Here is an 18,726-nt window from a genome sequence, read left to right as displayed (position 1 = left end):
ACTCAAGATCAAGCGAAGTTTCAGTGAGTTTAAAAAACTGCTTAATAGATTTTTAAAATATAACAGCAAAAATACACCTAAACAGCGAAGTTAATTAAACGATAACCTTGGCCACGTTTAGTTTCAATAAAGTTATGTTTACTGTTAGGGTCAAGCTTTTTCCGTAACCGCCTGATAAACACCTCAATGACATTAGAGTCTAAATCAAAGTCTTGATCGTAAATATGCTCAGTTAAAGTGGTTTTAGAAATCACTTCTCCTACATGTAACATTAGGTATTTAAACACTTTAAATTCATGAGCACTTAAACTAACGCTAACTTGCTCGACTAATACTTGTGAGGTAGCAGTGTCTAAAATAAAAGGACCATTATTGATGGTCGAACTCGCTTTACCGGCGCTGCGCCTTATCAATGCATTTAAACGTGAGCTCAGCTCTTCAACGTGAAAAGGTTTAGTCAGGTAATCATCAGCCCCAGCATCTAAGCCGGCAACTTTATCTTGCCACCTATCTCTAGCTGTAAGAATTAGAATGGGGAAATTTCGGCCTTTTTCCCTTAAAGTTCTCACAACGGTAGTTCCATCTATTTTAGGTAAACCTAAATCGATAACAGCAATGTCATAGTCATATTCAATGCCCTGGAACAACGCAACCTCGCCATCAGCAGCAACATCTACCGAATAGTTTTGTAACTGTAATTGTTGTTGAAGTTCTTGCTGCAAGGCATGATCGTCTTCAACTAAAAGTAAGCGCATAACAAGTTGTCCTTTTAAGTTAACTTTTACCTTAGTGCTGTTCTATTTTACCCGTCTTTGCGTTGACCTTTTTAGAAACCACTTGGCCGTTAGGTTTTACAATTTTGACTTTATAACTGCCGTTGTTTTTTTGTTTATTAACTTTTAACACTTTACCGCCATATTTATTTTGTACGATCTTTGCTGCTTGTTTTGAGCTAGTGACCTTTTTATTTACTGTTTTTTCTACTGACCATGCATCGCCTGCACTTAATGTAAGCACACTCATTAATAACACTAATAAAAAAACTGGTAATTTCATCTAAAACCCTAATGCAGGAAACTCTATATAACAGTCAGTGTAAAAGAATGTCTGTTGCAAATAAACTAAGTTTCCCTGAATGATACAAAAACTTACCTGAACTGACGCTGAATACAGCTTTATGATGAGTATGTCGCAACTGAAATGTTCAGCTTGAGTTCATCTAACTTACGTTTTAATAGAGTTAAATCAACGTAACAAGGGGTTCATGATGAACCAATTTATCAAATACTTATCCCGAGAATCTTTTTTCAAAAACGCTGAAGAACTATCGCCAATAATACTTACCAGTATGCAGCTAGTTTTGATGTTGGCGCTAACGTTAATAACTGTACCAAGCTTTGCAGAGCAAGCTGATATAGCTAAAGGTGATGAAAAATATAGCGTAACAACTGATGTTATTAAAAGCTTTTCTAGCGGACAATCCGCTAATGCCATAAGCAAGTCGTCCGCGGAAATAATACTGCAACAAATCAAACAAAGAATAAAAGTTGGCGATAGTGACCAAGAACAAAATAAGGCCTTAGCCATCACCCGCTCTGCAGTAAATAATCAAAAGCGTCAAAAATATCGAAAACTGGCTGCAGTTAATTTAGCTAAATACATAACGACAACACCCAGCAGTAATAACACTAGTAAAAGTTTTACCGATGGCAATTTTGTCATTTATGAAGCTTACTCACAATTAATAGAAGATTATGATAGCGATGGCTATTACCAAACCTTTAGTGTGACCTTTGATGCCGATTTAATTACCTATAATCCACATGATGAAGCGGTGATTTATGCCGAATTGTATTTGAGTGAAAATGGTGGCCCTTGGCAGCATTATTACACTACCGATAATTTTGTAATTCATGGTGAGAGCTCTGATGATGAATTTGAAGTCTATAGCACCTTAAGTCAGGGCTTTAATCCTAATCATTACGATGTACTCATTGATATTTATGAAGATGGTTACGCCAATATTGTTGCTTCTTATAGCAGTGATGACAGCAATAGTTTATATGCTTTGCCTTTAGAGAGTAGTGATTATGATGTCGAATATGTAGAGTATTATGAAGAGGCATACATTCATGGTGGTAGCTATTCACTGTACGGTTTATTGATGATGATTCTTACAATATTAGTTAAATATCCCAATAGAAACAGTTATAACTTCTTTAAGCGCGGCCAAATCACTGCCATTTCTTGCTGCAACGGCAAGGCCAAACTGCAAAGTTAACAAGTAATTGGCCATTGCCCCCACATCAACTTCTTTATCGGCATGACCAGCTATTTTTTCTTTCTCAAAAAAATCATGTAAAAATGATAAAGTTTGTTGGTTTATCCCTTTAACCTCACTGGAGGTTTGCTGAGGTAAACAAGATCCCGCCAATTCAGAGGTGCTCAGACAAATAAAACAGCCCTTAGGCAAATCGGGATCTGTCAACATCTTAGCAATGGAGAGCAGGTAATTTTCCACTCGCTTTTTTAAACACTGTTTAATAACTAACAAGTGCTCTGAATGATATGAGCCATGTTTAGTCAAATAAAAAAGCAGAGCTTGATTAAATAACCTCTCTTTATTACCGAATGCCGCATAAAGGCTAGGTTTATTAATCCCCATTGCCGTAGTTAAATCGGTTAATGAGGTGCCCGGGTAACCATTTTTCCAAAAGACTAACATTGCTTTTTCCAGAGCTAACTCTTTATCAAAACTTCGATGACGACCTGCTGGCATAAATATTTCCAAAATAAACAAACCTTAAATTACATTTGCAATTATGTACCGATAGGTATAGATTGTCAATATTCGTACCGATCGGTACAGAATAATATTAATACTATACATATTTAAGGAAATAAAAGATGAATGATTTAACAGGTAAAGTTGCAGTGGTAACAGGTGGTAATAGCGGTATTGGTTATGCCACGGCTAAACAGTTTAAAGAAGCAGGTGCTCAGGTGATAATCACAGGCAGAGATGCCGATAAAGTTGCAACCGCTGCTTTTGAATTGGGCGTAACTGGCATAGTGGCTGATGTAATTAACTTAACAGCTATTGATAATCTCGTTGAACAAATAAAAGCTGACTTTGCCAAGATAGATATATTATTCGTTAATGCCGGAATATTTAGCCCTGCTCCCGTAGGTCAAGCTTCTGAAGAAATGTTTGATAATCAAATGGGCATAAATTTTAAGGGCGCTGTATTTACCATTGAAAAATTTTTACCTCTTATTAATGACTCCGGCTCTATCATTAATCTTTCGTCGATTAATGCCTATACGGGTATGCCAAACACGGCAATTTATGCGGCCTCAAAAGCGGCTTTAAATTCATATACTCGTACTGCAGCAACAGAATTAGCTCCACGTAAAATACGCGTTAATGCTGTTAATCCTGGCCCAGTTTACACCCCTATATTTGCTAAAACCGGCATGGCCGAAGAGCAGCTAAGTGAGTTTTCCGCTGCGATAGAAAGTCGAATCCCACTTAAACGATTTGGCCAGCCAGAAGATATAGCTAAATTGGTGTCATTTTTAGCCTCTGACGATGCTTCATTTATTACAGGTTCAGAATATAATATTGATGGCGGCATCAATGTGAATCCAATTATATAATAAGGCTGAAAACATAATAAAAATATAAATATTTGGCCTAATAGGGCTAAATATTTGTCTTTTTATTACCTATAACTCCTCTGTTAAAGCTTCCTTACACTTAAGAAAGTAATTAAAAAACCAAGTCCCTTTTTACGCTAAGCGAAATAGCACTACTTATTCCCCGATGGCCTAGTCAATTAAAATATATTTAAGTACTTAGATGCGCTATGTTAGCGGGTTAGAGCTTTAGCGGCTGGCATTACTTTTCTTCAAATAGTTACATAACAATGGATTTCATAGTAGATGAAAGATCTTACCCAAGGCTCAATCCCTAAACACCTAATCAACATGGCATTACCCATGATGATAGGCATGTTTATTCAAACACTCTATTTTATCGTCGACTTATACTTTGTTGGTAAATTAGGAGCTGCCGCCCTCGCTGGCTTGAGCTTGGCGGGTAATGCCATGTTTTTAATCTTCGCACTCACCCAAATACTTAATGTTAGTACTGCTGCACTTATCTCTCATGCTGTGGGCGCAAAGGATCAAACAGACGCTAATTTAACCTTTAATCAATCCATGATGATATCAACTGTCACTGGTGCTGTGGTTTGTATTATTGGCTATTTAGGAGCCGAGGCTTACCTTAGCTTAATATCACAAGACGTAGATACTGTGAACATGGGCTTAGCGTATCTGCATTGGTTTATTCCCTGTATGGCTTTACAGTTTCTAATGGTTTCTATTAGCGCAGCATTACGTGGTACCGGTATTGTTAAGCCAACTATGGTTATTCAAACACTCTCTATTTTGGTGAACATTATCTTGTCGCCAATATTGATAGCTGGCTGGGGAACGAGTTATGAAATGGGTATTGCTGGCGCTGGCTTTGCTAGCTCAATATCGGTTATTTTTGCGGTAGTCCTCTTATGTTATTACTTTAGAGTTTCAGATAAATACGTCAGCGTTAATTTCACGCTTTGGCGTATTAATCTACCCCGTATTAAAAAACTACTCGCTATCGGTTTACCCGCAGGTGGCGAATTCTTTTTGATGTTTGTATATATGGCCACCATTTATTGGTTAATTCAACCTTTTGGCGCCGATGCACAAGCTGGGTTTGGCTTAGGATCACGCATTATGCAATCATTATTTTTACCGGCAATGGCTATAGCCTTCGCTGCACCAGCTATTGCAGGGCAAAACTTTGGCGCCAAAAATTATCGAAGAGTGAGAGAAACCTTTACTTGGTCTGCCATTATGACTTGCTCGCTGATGGCGATGCTCACTTTAGCGTGTTTAAGCCAAGCTGAATTAATGGTACAAGGTTTTTCTGATGACAAAGAAGTACTGTTAATTAGTGTGATGTTTTTACAAATAATTTGCTGGAATTTTGTACCCTCAGGCATAGTTTTTACCTGCTCGGGTATGTTTCAATCGCTCGGTAATACTATGCCTGCATTATTTAGTACTGCAACGCGCTTGATTACTTTTATTATTCCTGCTTTATGGTTATCACAACAAGATGGTTTTCAGATAGAACAACTTTGGTATGTCTCAGTGCTAACTGTTTGTATTCAAGCATCGGTAAGTTTTTACTTTTTAAAACGAGAGTTTAACAAGCGCTTGCCGGAAACTAATTTACCCAATAATTTATCAATAAATACCCATTCAGCGAATAATTAGGTATCTAACCAGCCTGATGATACGCTAAAGAAAAGTAAAGCTATCAGCTAGCTAGAACACTAATCTGCTTTGTTAACAATCAAAGTAAGCATAATTTATACATTATGCTTACTAATAAAACTGAAGCCCGGGAACCTTTATCCCTTCAAACTAATATGCCAATGATCATCGCCTAGTAAACCCTTCCTACTAAATATCATTTACCGAGCAACAAAACCTTTACAAAATAGTACAGTCTAACTATTATAAAAACACAGTCGTACTATTTTTATTTACGGATAATGGATATGAAGTTTAGTTATTTTAACAATGCTGGTTCAAAGTTTGGTTTAGCTTCAATTGCACGAAGCATGACCGCAACATTGAGTAGGTTAGCGCCTAGGTTTAGTTCTTTTCTAGGGGAGAATATATTAATGAAACCTTATAGTAGACGTAAGTATGACTTTCAGCAGATCAAGCCAACAAAAGAGCTAAACTTACAAACATCAATGGGCATTGCTCACATTAACCTATTTGGCACTGGTAGCCGAGTTATTATAGTCAGCCATGGTTGGGGAGATAACAGTAATAGTTTTGAGGAAATGATCATTGCATTAACCGAGCAAGGTTATGTAATAGCCGCAATTGATCATATTGGTCATGGTAAATCAACAGGCAGTAAATCACATTTACTCAGCTTTATTGAATCTCTTGATTTACTTATAGAACACTTTCATGAAGAGCGTATCAAGGTTAGCGCGGTTATTGGCCACTCTATGGGGGCGATTGCCACATTAAATTTACCTAGTTACTTATTAGCAAACAAAAAAATCATTCTAATTTCCTCACCCATTAATTTTTTCGAGTTAATGTTTGAAAAAGTGGAACAAGCGGGAATTTCAAGCAAGTTGCTATCGCGAGTACTAGAGAGTATCAGCCATAAGCATGGTAAATCATGGCAACAATTAACGACAGAAAGTAACCGTGATAAGTTAGCCTTCGATTTAACTTTTATTCATGATCGCCAAGACAGATATGCACCCTTTGCAGACGTTACACAGTTCTTAAAACAAGAAAATACTCCTTTAATTGAAACACAAGGACTTGGTCATAGAAGAATATTAAGCGATACTAACGTCATTAATAATATAACTCAGGTTCTCTCTTCCCAATGAACAAAGGCGAACGCACTCGTTTAGAAATACTTAAACAAAGCATAATACATAGCAGTAAATATGGCCTTGCCGATATAACTATAGGTACAGTTTCTAAGTTATGTAATTTATCAAGAACAGGGGTTATTTCGCACTTTGAAAACAAAGAAGATATGCAAATTGCCATATTAGAATTTGGTGAAGAATTATTTAGAGAACGAGTAATAAAAACTGCATGGCGAGAAGATCCTCTTGATCACGTAATAACATTGCTCGAAAACTGGGCCGATTGGACCAGTGAAATGTTTAAAGAACACCAAGTAAGCTGCCCTTTTATTAAAGCCGTTGTTGAATTTCAAAATCGGCCGCCATCGAAAGTAAGAACTTTTACTATTGATCAACAAAATAGGTTGATCAACTACCTCACCCATAGAATTGTACGTTGTGTTGAGCAAAATAAATTAACCGCTGATATTGAAAGCGTCGCCATTGCTTATGAACTTTACAGCTTATATTTGGGTCATGCAATTACGCAACACACAGCGCCAATTAATGCCTCTGATGCATTATTTAAAAAAAGTGTTGCTAGATTATTAAAGCAATACCAAATAAAAACTCACTAAACAGAAAGTCATTACTCTACCAAGCCCCCTATTTTTTATTGCCAGAAGAATTTTCCGATTTGATCGTAATATATTCCTACCTACAATCACCAAGACAGAGTTACGCCAATGCTTTGTTAGAACATCTTCTTTTATCAACCTATACTGAAAAAGAGTGAATGAATTTGAGTAAACTCATGAGAAAGTGCTCCCTGTTATTTCTTTGTTTCATAACATTTAACGCTTATAGCTGCCAGCTGGACATTCGCTTGGAGCACTTTTCACCTGAGTCCCATAAAAGCCACAATGATGAATGGTTTGGTATTGATATTGACCTCACAAAAGCTCTTTTGAATGAGGCTGATTGTAATTTCAATATATTAGAAACGCCTTGGGCAAGAGCTTTATTAATGCTCGCGAGAGGTGAAATTGATTTAATGATTAACGTCTCTAAAACGCCAGAAAGAGAGCCTCTATATTACTTTATCGGCCCTATTCGCAATGAAGAGATAGTTTTTGCCACCTATAAAACTGTTGAACATAACTTAACTAAAGTTGATGATATTCTTAAATTAGATAAACCAGTAGCTATACAACGAAACGCCTATTATGGTGAGGCAATACAAAGGTTGATCGATAATGAAAAGTATACCGAGTTATTTGTCCATGTTCCCAATAATGACATAAAATTAAAGCTGCTCGAACGCGGTAGAATAAGTGGTTTTTTAGAAGCAAAGCGTCATGTTATTCATGGCATAAATAACGATGAAAAATTTAGCAATGTTTGGTTTCCACCGTTAATATTTCATAAGAACCCTGTGTATTTTGCCTTAAGTAAGCAGTCTGTCGATGAACAATTAATAAACAAAATATTTAACAGTTTTCAGCGTTTGCTTGACCAAGGAAAAATTAACGAAATAATATCAAAACATCAATAATACAGATAGTGATTCATAATCTGTCAGGTGAGGTAAGCAAGGCGATACAATTATTAGCATTAAAAGGTTATTTTATTTTGCTCCGCAGTCCCTGCTTTGGCATTTAGACTCTCATGAATAGCTTGCCATAAATCATTTGGGCTATAAGGTTTAGCGATGAAACCATCCATGCCTGCCTCAAAGCATCTGTTTCGTTCAATCTCAAGGTCACTCGCAGTAATAGCAATTATAATGGTATGCCTTGGGCTCTCTTTTTCGAGTTTACGTATTTCTTTGGTCGCAGATATACCATCCATAATTGGCATGTGACAATCCATTAAAATAATATCAAAACGCTCTCGCTGCCAGACTTCGACGGCTTGTTTGCCATCATTAGCTGTGACTACAGTGCCGGCAATTCCCTCAACCATATTGGTACACACTTTACGATTTATTTGTGAATCATCAACAACTAAAATAGCCAGCTGTTTCTTTTTCAATTGGCACTCTACTTCCGTTGAGTTTTCTTGCTGAACTTTGACCTCCTTGTTAAGCATTACTTTTAAAATAGTTTGATGTATTTTTTCAGGTGACACCGGAATTTCTAATAAAGCATCTATGCCCAATTCATGACAATGCTTAATATCAGCTTCATTGGCATAGGCAGATGTCATAATTACTTTGAAGTTTTTATTAAGTGAATCTTGCTTGATGAGCTTAAATACTCCATAACCACTAAGCTCTGGCATACTCTTATCTAAAAATACTAAATCAATATGTTCCTTTTTTTTATCAAATTCTTTTAGGGTGGTAACCACTAACAGAGGATCATTTAATACAGCTACTTTCATTTGCCACGAGATTAACAGTTCTGATAATAATCGGGTATTAAAGGGTTGATCATCAACCACCAAGACACGCTTATTATAAAGACAGCCCAAGTCATCTGCTGGAACCATTACTGTCGATTCAGCTTTGATAAGCTTCAACGAAAAGTAAAAACAACTGCCTAACATCTCTTCGCTTTTGACCATGAGATTTCCGCCCATAAAGTCGACCAAACGATTAGATATAGCTAAACCTAAACCGGTACCGCCATAAACTCGAGTGGTGGAATTCTCAGCTTGACTAAACTTATCAAAAATACTTTCAATTTTATCTTCAGCAACTCCCATACCCGTATCTGTTACTGAAAACTCTACTTGGTAATATTGCTCCGTTGATTGGGTAACTGTGGCTTTAAGGCTTATGCTGCCCTCTTGAGTAAACTTTATTGCGTTACTAATAAGGTTTGTTAAGACTTGTTTTAATTTGGTTGAATCGCCAATAACATAATGATCTAGTTCGGTTTCGATATCTAAGGTAAGTTTTAATTTTTTTTCTTCAGCAGTAGGGTTAAATAATACCACTACATCATTTAAAAACTCCTTTAGCTCAAAGTTATGCTCATCTTTTTCTAATCTACCCGCTTCTATTTTAGAAAAGTCTAAAATGCTGTTAAGCAAATCCAGCATATGGTTGGCACTTTTCTCAATTGTTTTAGCAAATTCATATTGTTTCTTATCAAGTGGGGTTCGCAACAGCAACATTGTCATACCATAAACCCCGTTCATCGGCGTTTTGACCTCATGGCTAATATTCGCTAAAAATTCACTTTTTAATCGGTTAGCTTCTTCAGCTTTTTCTTTTTCGACTTCTAACTTTTCGAAGGAATTTTTTAGCATATGGCACATATCATTATATGATCGAACGAGGTAATTCAGCTCATCATCAACTTTATTTTCTTTACCCTCCAACTTGATATTCTGATGATTTTTAACAGACTTAGCACTTTTCGACATTGCCTTAGCCAAAAAGGTTAAGTGGCGACCGACAATAAGATAAACAATGGATAAAATAGCAAAAGAAATAATAAAGGTTTTAGCGCCTTGAGTGATTAGTGTCAGTAAAACTTTGTCAGCTAAGCGTCGATAAACGGGGTATAAGTCACTAACCACATATAGTTCACCCAAGACCGTTGCCTGATCCTCATAAAGATAACTTATCGGCCATCGACCTACCCGGGAATATTCAGTATCATCTATACCTTCTTCAACAACAATGTCACCTTCACGAATTAATTGTACTAAGGCTATATCTGGTAAGTTCTTGATACCCTTAATTTGCACGTTTATTTGTTCATCATCTTCCACCCAAAGCGCGTTGCTTATTGCTGGCAAGTAGCTAGTTTCAATCTGGATTAAGCGTTCGTCAAGTGCCGACATATCATTGTTATAATCAACAAATAAATGGATTGATGTAATAATTAGGGTCAATAAAGAGCTAGATAACATGATCCATATTAGTAGCTGTTTAGCGATTGAATTTTTAAACTTCATTCTAGCATGTTGTCCTTTACATAATAGAAACCGAAAAATACTTAAAAAACCTTTTAAGTTACTACTTTTAGGCTAGTAAACAACGAGTTTTTTTGCAAATTTGACAATCTATAACTAGATTTAAATAAACTTCTAACTTACTCACAGGGTAGTGAAATGCATATACTCAAAATTGCTTCATTGATACTGTTATTTATAGCGACTAGCAGCAAAGCCGCCACTGAAATAAATTACATGGTAATTCAAGACCAAGCTCAGCCATTTCAAAATCATCAAAACAAAAAACACCATACAGGTATCATTACCGACATTGTTAAAGAGATATTTTCTAGCCCTGAATACGAGCTAAAAATACATACCCTGCCATTTAATAGAATGATCAGCATGCTTGAGAAAGGCGATATTGAAAACTGGATTACTTTCGGTTCGCCAAACTGGCCGGGAGTACAATCGGCTAACTTATCAAAACTACCGGTATTTAATGTTCAACATTCATTATTAACGTCCACCCAGCAAGACTTTGATATTAATTCAGCCGAGGATTTATTTGGTAAAACAGTTATCTTATTACACGGTTTTAATTATCCTGGTTTAGAAGAACATATTGCTGAAAAGCGCATTAAAGCAATCAGTGTAAAAAACTATAAATCAGCGTTTAAAGTGGTTAATAGGTTAAAAGATAAAGCGGGGTTTGTCGAAATGGATGTCCGTATTAAATACAATCTCAAAAAAGAAGAGTTAGCCACTAAAGATTATAATTTACATAATTTTTCTAAAGTCATCGAAAATTATGATTTGCACTTAGCCATGTCACCTAAATTCGACAAAGAGCTGCAAAGACACCTCGAAGAATCATTAGATAAACTATATCAAACAGGCAATTTAGAAAAGATTATCGAAGCGTATTAATGCTCAGGAAATATCACCACTAATTTAAAGTTCAGTTCAGTGGTAGCGCACAAAAATCTCCATATTAATAATATTGAGATCAAAAAAAAGAGTGAAATAAATTCACTCTTTTTGTTTTCGAGACGTTTGTAACAGCTAAAAATCATATGAGTTTAATATTTTACTCATATTTACCTAGCCTAATATATTTTAATATTAGTTAAGCAACTTTCTGTGCTGCTAACTGACTAGCAAGGTATTCATCTAATGAACCTTGGAAGTTAACTAACCTTTTATCTTTAATATCGATAATACGTGTTGCCAAGCTTGAAACAAACTCACGGTCATGACTTACAAAGATAAGTGTACCTTCAAAATCTTTCAACGCATTATTTAAGGCATCGATTGCTTCGATATCCATGTGGTTGGTTGGCTCATCCATAATCAAAACATTGATATCAGCCATCATCAAGCGACCAAATAACAAGCGGTTCTTTTCACCACCTGAGCAGTTACGCGCTTTTTTGTTGGCATCATCATCAGTAAATAACATACGTCCTAACATGCCGCGAACACTTAAATCGTTGTGACAAGGTCTACGCCATTGTGACATCCAATCCATTAGTGTTAAGTCATTATCAAAAAATGAGCCGCTATCTTGTGGACAATAACCCACTGATGCATTTTCTGACCACTTAATCACACCTTCAGTTTGCTCTAATTCACTCATTAAACAGCGTAACAAGGTGGTTTTACCAACACCATTTTCGCCGATAATAGCTAATTTATCGCCCGCTTTAAGCAATAAATCACCTTTTTCAAATAATACTTCGCCATCAAAACCATGACCTAGATTTTCAAGTTCTAATGCTTGACGATGCATTTTTTTACCCGGCGCAAAGGCAATTTTTGGTGTGATACGACTCGACGACTTAACATCATCAAGTTTAATTTTATCCATTTTCTTAGCACGAGAACTCGCTTGTTTTGCTTTTGAAGCATTAGCGCCAAAACGGTTAACAAAGTCTTGTAGCTCGGCAATTTCTTCAGCTTTTTTAACATTACCTGATAATAACTGTTCACGTAATAAAGCCGATTGCTCTAGGAAGAATTCATAGTTACCCGGATAAATACGTAATTCACCGTAATCAATATCCGCCATATGAGTACAAACTGAATTAAGGAAATGTCTATCATGAGAAATGATGATCATAGTACATTTACGTTTGTTCAATTCACCTTCTAACCAACTGATGGTATGAATATCCAAGTTGTTGGTAGGCTCATCAAGTAGCAAAATATCAGGGTTAGCAAAAAGCGCTTGTGCTAGTAATACACGTAACTTCCAACCTGGTGCAACTTGCTGCATAGTACCGTAGTGAAAAGACTCCTCAATGCCTGCTTCTAATAAGATTTCACCAGCACGACTTTCTGCGGTGTAACCGTCCATTTCAGCAAATTCACTTTCTAATTCACCAGCACGCATACCATCGGCTTCACTCATTTCTTCTTGAGCGTAAATAGCGTCACGTTCTTGTTTAACTTTCCATAACGGCATATCACCCATGATTACAGTATCAATAACATTGAACTCTTCAAAGGCGAACTGATCTTGGCCCAAGGTACTTACTTTGTTACCCGTACTTACCGAGATATTGCCAGAGCTTGGCGTTAATTCACCACTAAGTATTTTCATAAATGTAGACTTGCCACAGCCATTTGCGCCAATCAAACCGTAGCGGTGACCGTTGCCAAATTTAGCGGAAATGTTTTCAAATAACGGCTCAGCGCCAAATTGCATAGTAATGTTAGATGTAGTGATCAAAAGATATTCCTAAGTTTTACAAACTGCTTTTTGAGTGTTTTATTGTTTAAAAATACTGTTTTCCGTAAGCGGGAAGTAACTCAGTAATCAACAACAAGACTCAAAATAATAAGGTCGCGCATTATACAGCAATACCGAGGCGAACAAAATATAATCTTCACCATAAAGTGATGTTTTTTTAATCAGCTAGGTTTTTATCTTAAAATTATTTGCCAATAATTGTAATTAACGATAATGTATTCCTCATAATAATTGGCTATATTTACAAAATTTTAAACTTTCAAGATGCGTAATTTCAGCACTTATTAGTTGCTGCGCAATACATAGTTATACGGTCTTTTTATAATCTAGCTTATAAATTAGCCTGACTTATAGCTTCCATGGTACTTTGATCATCGAGCTGGGTTTCCTCTTTGAGCCAAGCAATAAAGACATCAAGGCGGGCTTTCTTCGCCGAATTAGGATCAAAAACAAAATATCGTTTAAACGATACTGGATGTTTAATATTAAAAGGAATAACCAATTGGCCAGTGTTTACGTATTGAGAAAATAACGCTTGTGAAGCTAAAGTAAAACCATGGCCACTTAATACTGCACTTAATGCCATATCTCCAGAGCTGACTTCAGTCCATTTTTTATGGCATTGATAATTTTCAACACCCGCCTTTTTAAACCAAGCAGGCCAATTAATGGGGCCTTGATGTTCTAAACTCACCAACCAGCAATTTAAAACATCGCTTGGCTCTTTAAAATTATATTCAGTGACCAGTTGTGGCGAACAGGCCGGGTATACATGGTCTTCGGCGATAAACTCATAAACCATATCATCACTAGTATCGACTTCACCTGTTGTTATAAAACGAATGGCAAGATCTATATGACCTTGACGGAGATCTTCAATACAATTTGAGGCAACCACCTTTATTTTAATTTCAGGATGTTTAATAGAAAATTTATACAACCTAGGCATAAGCCATAACGAGGTAAACGCTTGGGTGGAAGTGATGGTTAAGGTGCCAGCGACCTCTTCAGTTTGAATGCTATTAAAACCTTTTAACAATGTATCGAACGCTTTATGAGTCGCCGTATAAAGCTTTTCACCACTTTCGGTTAATTGCATTTTTCTCCCGTTACGAACAAACAACTGACTGCCCATAGCAGCTTCAAGCTGCCTCATTTGTTGGCTGACAGCGGCTTGTGTGACAAACAATTCTTTTGCTGCTTTACTATAACTTTGATGACGAGCTGCACTTTCAAAACTTCTTAAATTGTTTAGCTGCTTTAACCTTTTATCCATCCTCACTCTCCTGCGATTTATTATGATAATAATATTTGTGTGAATCTTCACTTTAGAGCTTACTGTCAAACTTACTTAAAGCTAAATAAGCTCTAACTCTACAATATCAGAAAATATCCTGTCAGCAACTTGTATAAGCCTTACTTATGGGCGAGTTAAATTATTATTGTTGGTTCTGCTAAATTTATCTTGGCACAATAGCGTTAAGTTACATAAAGGGGTAAATAAAATGAATGTTACATCAGCCATAAAAAGCAATAAAGAAGCGTCGAACAACATAAAGCAAGATAACTGCTGCGAAAATATAACTAACTCGGTTAGTACATTCAATCAGCGGCTTGCTAATATTTCAAATAAGCTAGGGTTATCAAAAGCTATCTATCAAAAGTAGTAATAATGCTAAATAAAAAATTCTTTCTCGCTAAATGAACATATAAAGCTATAGGAACATCTCTGTGAAAAAAACTAACTATTTATCTTACTTGTTGACCTCAGTCGCTTTATTTTTGCCCTTGCAAACATTTGCTGGTGTAGCTGATATTGCTAAAAAGACGGCACAATACGCTGAAGCAACTTACCAAAGTGAAATGACCGAAAGTCTGCGTCAATTAATGACATTTAATACCATTGCAAAAACAGGCTTAGCCTCGACCGAAAACCCTATTCACCAACAATTTAAAGCCGAGCTTGCCAAACAAGCCAAACAACTGGGTTTTGACTATACCGATTATGGTTATGTAATTGTGATAGGACTTGGCGAAAGCGACCAGCGTGTAGGTATGATCACTCATGGTGACATCCAACCTTTTAATGCAAATAAATGGGCACAATCGCCATTAATTCTTGATGAAACTTCTGAGCCAGGAAAGCTGATTGGTAGAGGAACAGAGGATGATAAAGGACCAATAAGTAACGCGCTTTATGCAATGAAATCTATTAAAGATTTAAAAATTAAGCTTAATAAACGTATTGAGTTATATGTATATATGGCGGAAGAGTCCGATTGGGAGCCATTACGCCAACACATCAAACAACACTCACTGCCACAAGTTAACATAACCCTTGATGCTGAATACCCTGTGGTAACAGCAGAGAAAGGTTATGGCACTATAAGTATGACTTTTCCAAAAACACGCTATAACTCAAATAAAACCTATATCAGTGAATTTACTGGTGGCTTTTTTGGCAGTCAAATTCCAGAAGATGCTCAAGTAACTATAGAAAATGCCAATCAAGGGTTATTAACAAAAATTAAACGAGCCGCTAAGTCCCACACTGGTATGAGTTATAACTACCAATGGCAGGGTAAACGTTTAAGCATTAGCGCTCGAGGAAAATCAGCTCATTCTTCTAAGCCTGAACATGGCGTGAATGCCATTACCCATCTAGCAGATTTATTATCAGTCAATCATTGGCCAAATAATACCAGCGGCGCCTTGGTTAATTTTCTTAATGATCATCTAGGTACAGGCTTATATGGTGAGAAATTTGGTGATATCGCCTATAGCGATGATTTTATGGGACCAATGTCAGTACAACCAACCGTGCTTAAAACTACACCTAAGGGAATGCAGCTAAATATCAATATTCGCAGACCTAGTGGAAAAACTAGCCAGCAGTTAAAAAATGAAATTAGCTCTACATTGGATAAATGGCAACATGAAAACCAAATAACACTATTAAATGTTAGCAATGAAATCAACGAACCCTTTGTGCAAACCAATGCGCCACAAATTGACACCTTACTCGAGGTATTTTCATTTTACACTGGCATCATCGATGCTAAGCCTATCTCTATTGGGGGAGGCACTAATTCAAGGCTTTTCCCTAATGCTGTCAGCTTTGGCCCTTCAATGCCAGGAACAGAGTACACTGGGCATTCAGAACACGAATTTATTACCAAAGAACAGTTTGTATTAAACCTGAAAATGTACACTGCTGTACTTATTGAACTAGCAAAGTAAGTTTAATTAACATACCTATACCCGTAACCATTCAAGATGCATGTTTCAGAGTGCACTTTGATTGCTAACCGGCATATCTGATAAAATGGCCACTAAAAATGATTACCCATTATATCCCTACCCAGAGTAACAAAAAAAATAGCACATAAATTAATCTAGCTGTGCTATTTTAGCGTGCCAGTAAATCGATAATATGAATTTAAGTAAACATTCATGCCTATGGCCTGTTAATAATCAATCACTTTGCTGTTGTTAATTAACCCCACCATATTGGCTTGTCTTTATAGATTTTTCCTTGGTCAAAGTATCACTCTATTTGGAAAGTTAATGATAAAAAAATCGGTTTATGCAATAACACTCATATGTACTCTAGTGGTGTTAGTACTTACTTTGACTGCAACTCATCAGCTTTATAGCAGTAAATTAGTCACTTTAGACAGTAAACTTAAAGAAATTTCTGGCATTGAAGTTGACAAAGCGGGTAACTTTTGGGGCATTAATGATGGCGGTAATTTAGCGCAAGTACATCAAATACAAAGTGATGGTAAAGTGATCAAAACAATCACCATTACCAATGCTCAAAATCTCGATTGGGAGGATATGACTCAAGATGATTTTGGCCATTTTTTTATTGGTGACTTTGGTAACAATGACAATATACGTAAATGGTTAACCATTTATAAAATTGAAAACCCCATCGATATAAAAGGCACTGAAACTCAGGCTGAAATAATTAAATTTACCTTCCCTGAGCAGTTAAACTTCCCGCCAAAAGATTCAGAAAAAAACTTTGATTTAGAAGCCTTTGTTTTTTACAAAAATCATTTATACCTGTTTTCAAAAAACCGTACAGAGCCTTTTGATGGCGATACTAATTTATACAAAATTGGCGACCATGCCGATAATTATCAAGCCGATTTTGTTAGTAATTTTAATACCTGTACCACCTATGCAAAACTTTGTTGGATAACTTCTGCGGCGTTAAGTCCTGACAGAACAAAGCTAGTATTATTAGACTCAGAGCGATTATGGTTATTTGAGAACTGGCAAGACGATAATTTTTTTTCAGGCGATGCCTATAAAATTGATTTAGGCATAGTCACTCAAAAAGAAGCAGTAACTTTTTCTGATGATAATACCATCATCTTTACCGATGAAGAGTTCGTTGGCATAGGGAGAAATTCTTATATGATTAAGCTCGACCAAGTCACTAAAGAGCGAGTAATAACAAAGCCTACAACTACCAATATATAACGAACATATAGCGAATGGAATGACCTATGTTTAACAATATAAAGCTAGCACTAACAGGTATGATATTCACGCTTACCTGCACAATAACGCTTACCACATCGGTAAGTTTTGCTGACACTATAGCCAATTTACCACAGTGGCAATATCAGGATTTACCCAAAACAACCTCATTTCGCGGTAGTGCGGTAATAGAAGATTCACTTTGGGTAACTGGTAGTAATAATTCGGTGTTTGTCAGTCAAAATGGCGGCAAAACATGGCAGGATAAATCTTTAACAATTGAGCTTACCACTGACTTTAGAGATATTGAATTATTTGACGCTAATACGGCTATTGTTATGGGCATTGGCAGTGGCAAAGACTCGGTGCTTTATAAAACGATTAATGGCGGCAATAGTTGGTCATTGTTATATGAAAATCAAGATGAACAAGGTTTTTTTGATGCCATCGCTTTTTGGGATAAAGATAATGGTTTGCTTTTGGGCGATCCTGTTGATGGTTATTATGTTATTAAAAGAACAATTGATGGCGGTAAAACCTGGCGACGTATTCAAGCCCAAAACATTCCGAAAATACTTACTAATGAGTCAGCCTTTGCGGCTAGTGGTAATAGCATAATAGTTGGTGAACATGGCGATGCTTGGTTTGCCACAGGAGGAGACTCTGCCTCCATTTATACCAGTGAAGATTTTGGTGAAACATGGCAACGACAAAGTGTGCCCTTATATAACGAGACATCAACAGCTGGAGGCTATAGCTTAGCGATTAATCATTTACAGCAGGTTTTTATTATCGGTGGTGATTATAAACAAAGGGCTGGCAACTACGCTAACATGGCAACTTTTCACAACGATCAATGGGCTATTGTTGATACTGGCCAACACGGTTTAAGAACAGCAATGCGCTGTGAAGGCCTGGTATGTATTACTACCGGAAAAAACAGCAATGACATTTCTTTTGATGGTGGGCTAAGCTGGCGCATTTTAGCCAATACTTCGGCAGAAAAAAATAACCACGGCTTTTATACCTTAGCAAGTAATCAAGGTTTGTTTTTAGGCGCGGGTGCCAAGGGAAATGTAGCCATCTATTCCTTTCGTCAATAATCAGATAAATACAATTCTATTCTCTTGAAGTATC

16 protein-coding genes are annotated in these 18,726 nt (G+C 36.6%); 10 read left to right on the top strand and 6 right to left on the bottom strand.

What is annotated here, in order from left to right:
- Positions 1-77: 77 nt before the first annotated feature.
- Positions 78-755 (bottom strand): response regulator transcription factor, encoded by a 678-nt coding sequence (locus tag GAB14E_RS19970; RefSeq protein WP_033080667.1) that lies wholly within the window; start codon positions 753-755, stop codon positions 78-80.
- A gap of 31 nt (positions 756-786) precedes the next feature.
- Entirely contained in the window at positions 787-1,056 is a 270-nt protein-coding gene (locus tag GAB14E_RS19975; protein ID WP_033080666.1) for a PepSY domain-containing protein, read from the bottom strand.
- A gap of 208 nt (positions 1,057-1,264) precedes the next feature.
- Between GAB14E_RS19975 and GAB14E_RS19980 the strand changes: the two genes are divergently transcribed.
- Positions 1,265-2,281, top strand: a complete 1,017-nt coding sequence (locus GAB14E_RS19980; protein ID WP_231561967.1) for a choice-of-anchor H family protein — start codon at positions 1,265-1,267, stop codon at positions 2,279-2,281.
- Here GAB14E_RS19980 and GAB14E_RS19985 read toward each other — a convergent pair.
- A complete protein-coding gene (locus GAB14E_RS19985) occupies positions 2,183-2,779 on the bottom strand; it encodes a TetR/AcrR family transcriptional regulator (RefSeq protein ID WP_033080665.1) in 597 nt (198 codons plus the stop codon). The two genes, GAB14E_RS19980 and GAB14E_RS19985, sit on opposite strands and share 99 nt — an antisense overlap.
- Positions 2,780-2,907: 128 nt before the next feature.
- Between GAB14E_RS19985 and GAB14E_RS19990 the strand changes: the two genes are divergently transcribed.
- The 5 genes from GAB14E_RS19990 (at position 2,908) to GAB14E_RS20010 (ending at position 8,004) form a co-directional block, all read left to right on the top strand.
- Positions 2,908-3,660, top strand: a complete 753-nt coding sequence (locus tag GAB14E_RS19990; RefSeq protein WP_033080664.1) for an SDR family NAD(P)-dependent oxidoreductase — start codon at positions 2,908-2,910, stop codon at positions 3,658-3,660.
- A 285-nt stretch (positions 3,661-3,945) separates the two neighbouring features.
- Positions 3,946-5,331 (top strand): MATE family efflux transporter, encoded by a 1,386-nt coding sequence (locus GAB14E_RS19995; protein ID WP_033080663.1) that lies wholly within the window; start codon positions 3,946-3,948, stop codon positions 5,329-5,331.
- Between the two features lie 287 nt (positions 5,332-5,618).
- Entirely contained in the window at positions 5,619-6,485 is an 867-nt protein-coding gene (locus GAB14E_RS20000) for an alpha/beta hydrolase (RefSeq protein WP_033080662.1), read from the top strand.
- Entirely contained in the window at positions 6,482-7,087 is a 606-nt protein-coding gene (locus tag GAB14E_RS20005) for a TetR/AcrR family transcriptional regulator (protein ID WP_033080661.1), read from the top strand. The genes GAB14E_RS20000 and GAB14E_RS20005 overlap by 4 nt, the downstream gene beginning before the upstream one ends.
- 248 nt (positions 7,088-7,335) lie before the next feature.
- The gene (locus tag GAB14E_RS20010) at positions 7,336-8,004 is read left to right on the top strand and encodes a substrate-binding periplasmic protein (RefSeq protein WP_052093420.1); all 669 of its coding nucleotides are present in this window, start codon (positions 7,336-7,338) and stop codon (positions 8,002-8,004) included.
- A 59-nt stretch (positions 8,005-8,063) separates the two neighbouring features.
- Here GAB14E_RS20010 and GAB14E_RS20015 read toward each other — a convergent pair whose 3' ends face one another.
- Positions 8,064-10,361 (bottom strand): response regulator, encoded by a 2,298-nt coding sequence (locus GAB14E_RS20015; RefSeq protein ID WP_033080660.1) that lies wholly within the window; start codon positions 10,359-10,361, stop codon positions 8,064-8,066.
- A gap of 156 nt (positions 10,362-10,517) precedes the next feature.
- Between GAB14E_RS20015 and GAB14E_RS20020 the strand changes: the two genes are divergently transcribed.
- Positions 10,518-11,270, top strand: a complete 753-nt coding sequence (locus GAB14E_RS20020; protein ID WP_033080659.1) for a substrate-binding periplasmic protein — start codon at positions 10,518-10,520, stop codon at positions 11,268-11,270.
- Positions 11,271-11,469: 199 nt separating this feature from the next.
- On the opposite strand, the gene GAB14E_RS20025 is transcribed toward GAB14E_RS20020, so the two are convergent.
- Together GAB14E_RS20025 and GAB14E_RS20030 are read right to left on the bottom strand one after the other, a co-directional pair.
- Positions 11,470-13,074: an ABC-F family ATPase gene (locus tag GAB14E_RS20025; RefSeq protein ID WP_033080658.1), complete on the bottom strand. Its 1,605-nt coding sequence runs from the start codon at positions 13,072-13,074 to the stop codon at positions 11,470-11,472.
- 352 nt (positions 13,075-13,426) lie between these two features.
- Complete coding sequence (locus GAB14E_RS20030; RefSeq protein ID WP_033080657.1) at positions 13,427-14,371, bottom strand: LysR substrate-binding domain-containing protein; 945 nt, start codon at positions 14,369-14,371, stop codon at positions 13,427-13,429.
- A gap of 455 nt (positions 14,372-14,826) precedes the next feature.
- On the opposite strand from GAB14E_RS20030, the gene GAB14E_RS20035 reads away from it, so the two are divergent.
- The 3 genes from GAB14E_RS20035 to GAB14E_RS20045 all read left to right on the top strand — a co-directional run bounded on the left by GAB14E_RS20035 (position 14,827) and on the right by GAB14E_RS20045 (position 18,692).
- The gene (locus GAB14E_RS20035) at positions 14,827-16,335 is read left to right on the top strand and encodes a dipeptidase (protein WP_231561966.1); all 1,509 of its coding nucleotides are present in this window, start codon (positions 14,827-14,829) and stop codon (positions 16,333-16,335) included.
- Between the two features lie 327 nt (positions 16,336-16,662).
- Entirely contained in the window at positions 16,663-17,589 is a 927-nt protein-coding gene (locus GAB14E_RS20040; protein ID WP_033080655.1) for a hypothetical protein, read from the top strand.
- 26 nt (positions 17,590-17,615) lie between these two features.
- Positions 17,616-18,692: a WD40/YVTN/BNR-like repeat-containing protein gene (locus GAB14E_RS20045; RefSeq protein WP_156115647.1), complete on the top strand. Its 1,077-nt coding sequence runs from the start codon at positions 17,616-17,618 to the stop codon at positions 18,690-18,692.
- The last annotated feature ends 34 nt before the right edge of the window (positions 18,693-18,726 follow it).

This window comes from Colwellia psychrerythraea, assembly GCF_000764185.1.
Lineage (GTDB): Bacteria > Pseudomonadota > Gammaproteobacteria > Enterobacterales > Alteromonadaceae > Colwellia > Colwellia psychrerythraea_B.
Note: the sequence above shows the minus strand (reverse complement) of the source record. Positions and strands in the feature narration are given on the sequence as shown.

Bases quoted from the DNA above. Each gene is read 5' to 3' on its own strand.
- GAB14E_RS19970 (WP_033080667.1), bottom strand. From the start codon at position 755: ATGCGCTTACTTTTAGTTGAAGACGATCATGCCTTGCAGCAAGAACTT.
- GAB14E_RS19975 (WP_033080666.1), bottom strand. From the start codon at position 1,056: ATGAAATTACCAGTTTTTTTATTAGTGTTATTAATGAGTGTGCTTACA.
- GAB14E_RS19980 (WP_231561967.1), top strand. From the start codon at position 1,265: ATGATGAACCAATTTATCAAATACTTATCCCGAGAATCTTTTTTCAAA.
- GAB14E_RS19985 (WP_033080665.1), bottom strand. From the start codon at position 2,779: ATGCCAGCAGGTCGTCATCGAAGTTTTGATAAAGAGTTAGCTCTGGAA.
- GAB14E_RS19990 (WP_033080664.1), top strand. From the start codon at position 2,908: ATGAATGATTTAACAGGTAAAGTTGCAGTGGTAACAGGTGGTAATAGC.
- GAB14E_RS19995 (WP_033080663.1), top strand. From the start codon at position 3,946: ATGAAAGATCTTACCCAAGGCTCAATCCCTAAACACCTAATCAACATG.
- GAB14E_RS20000 (WP_033080662.1), top strand. From the start codon at position 5,619: ATGAAGTTTAGTTATTTTAACAATGCTGGTTCAAAGTTTGGTTTAGCT.
- GAB14E_RS20005 (WP_033080661.1), top strand. From the start codon at position 6,482: ATGAACAAAGGCGAACGCACTCGTTTAGAAATACTTAAACAAAGCATA.
- GAB14E_RS20015 (WP_033080660.1), bottom strand. From the start codon at position 10,361: ATGAAGTTTAAAAATTCAATCGCTAAACAGCTACTAATATGGATCATG.
- GAB14E_RS20020 (WP_033080659.1), top strand. From the start codon at position 10,518: ATGCATATACTCAAAATTGCTTCATTGATACTGTTATTTATAGCGACT.
- GAB14E_RS20030 (WP_033080657.1), bottom strand. From the start codon at position 14,371: ATGGATAAAAGGTTAAAGCAGCTAAACAATTTAAGAAGTTTTGAAAGT.
- GAB14E_RS20040 (WP_033080655.1), top strand. From the start codon at position 16,663: ATGATAAAAAAATCGGTTTATGCAATAACACTCATATGTACTCTAGTG.
- GAB14E_RS20045 (WP_156115647.1), top strand. From the start codon at position 17,616: ATGTTTAACAATATAAAGCTAGCACTAACAGGTATGATATTCACGCTT.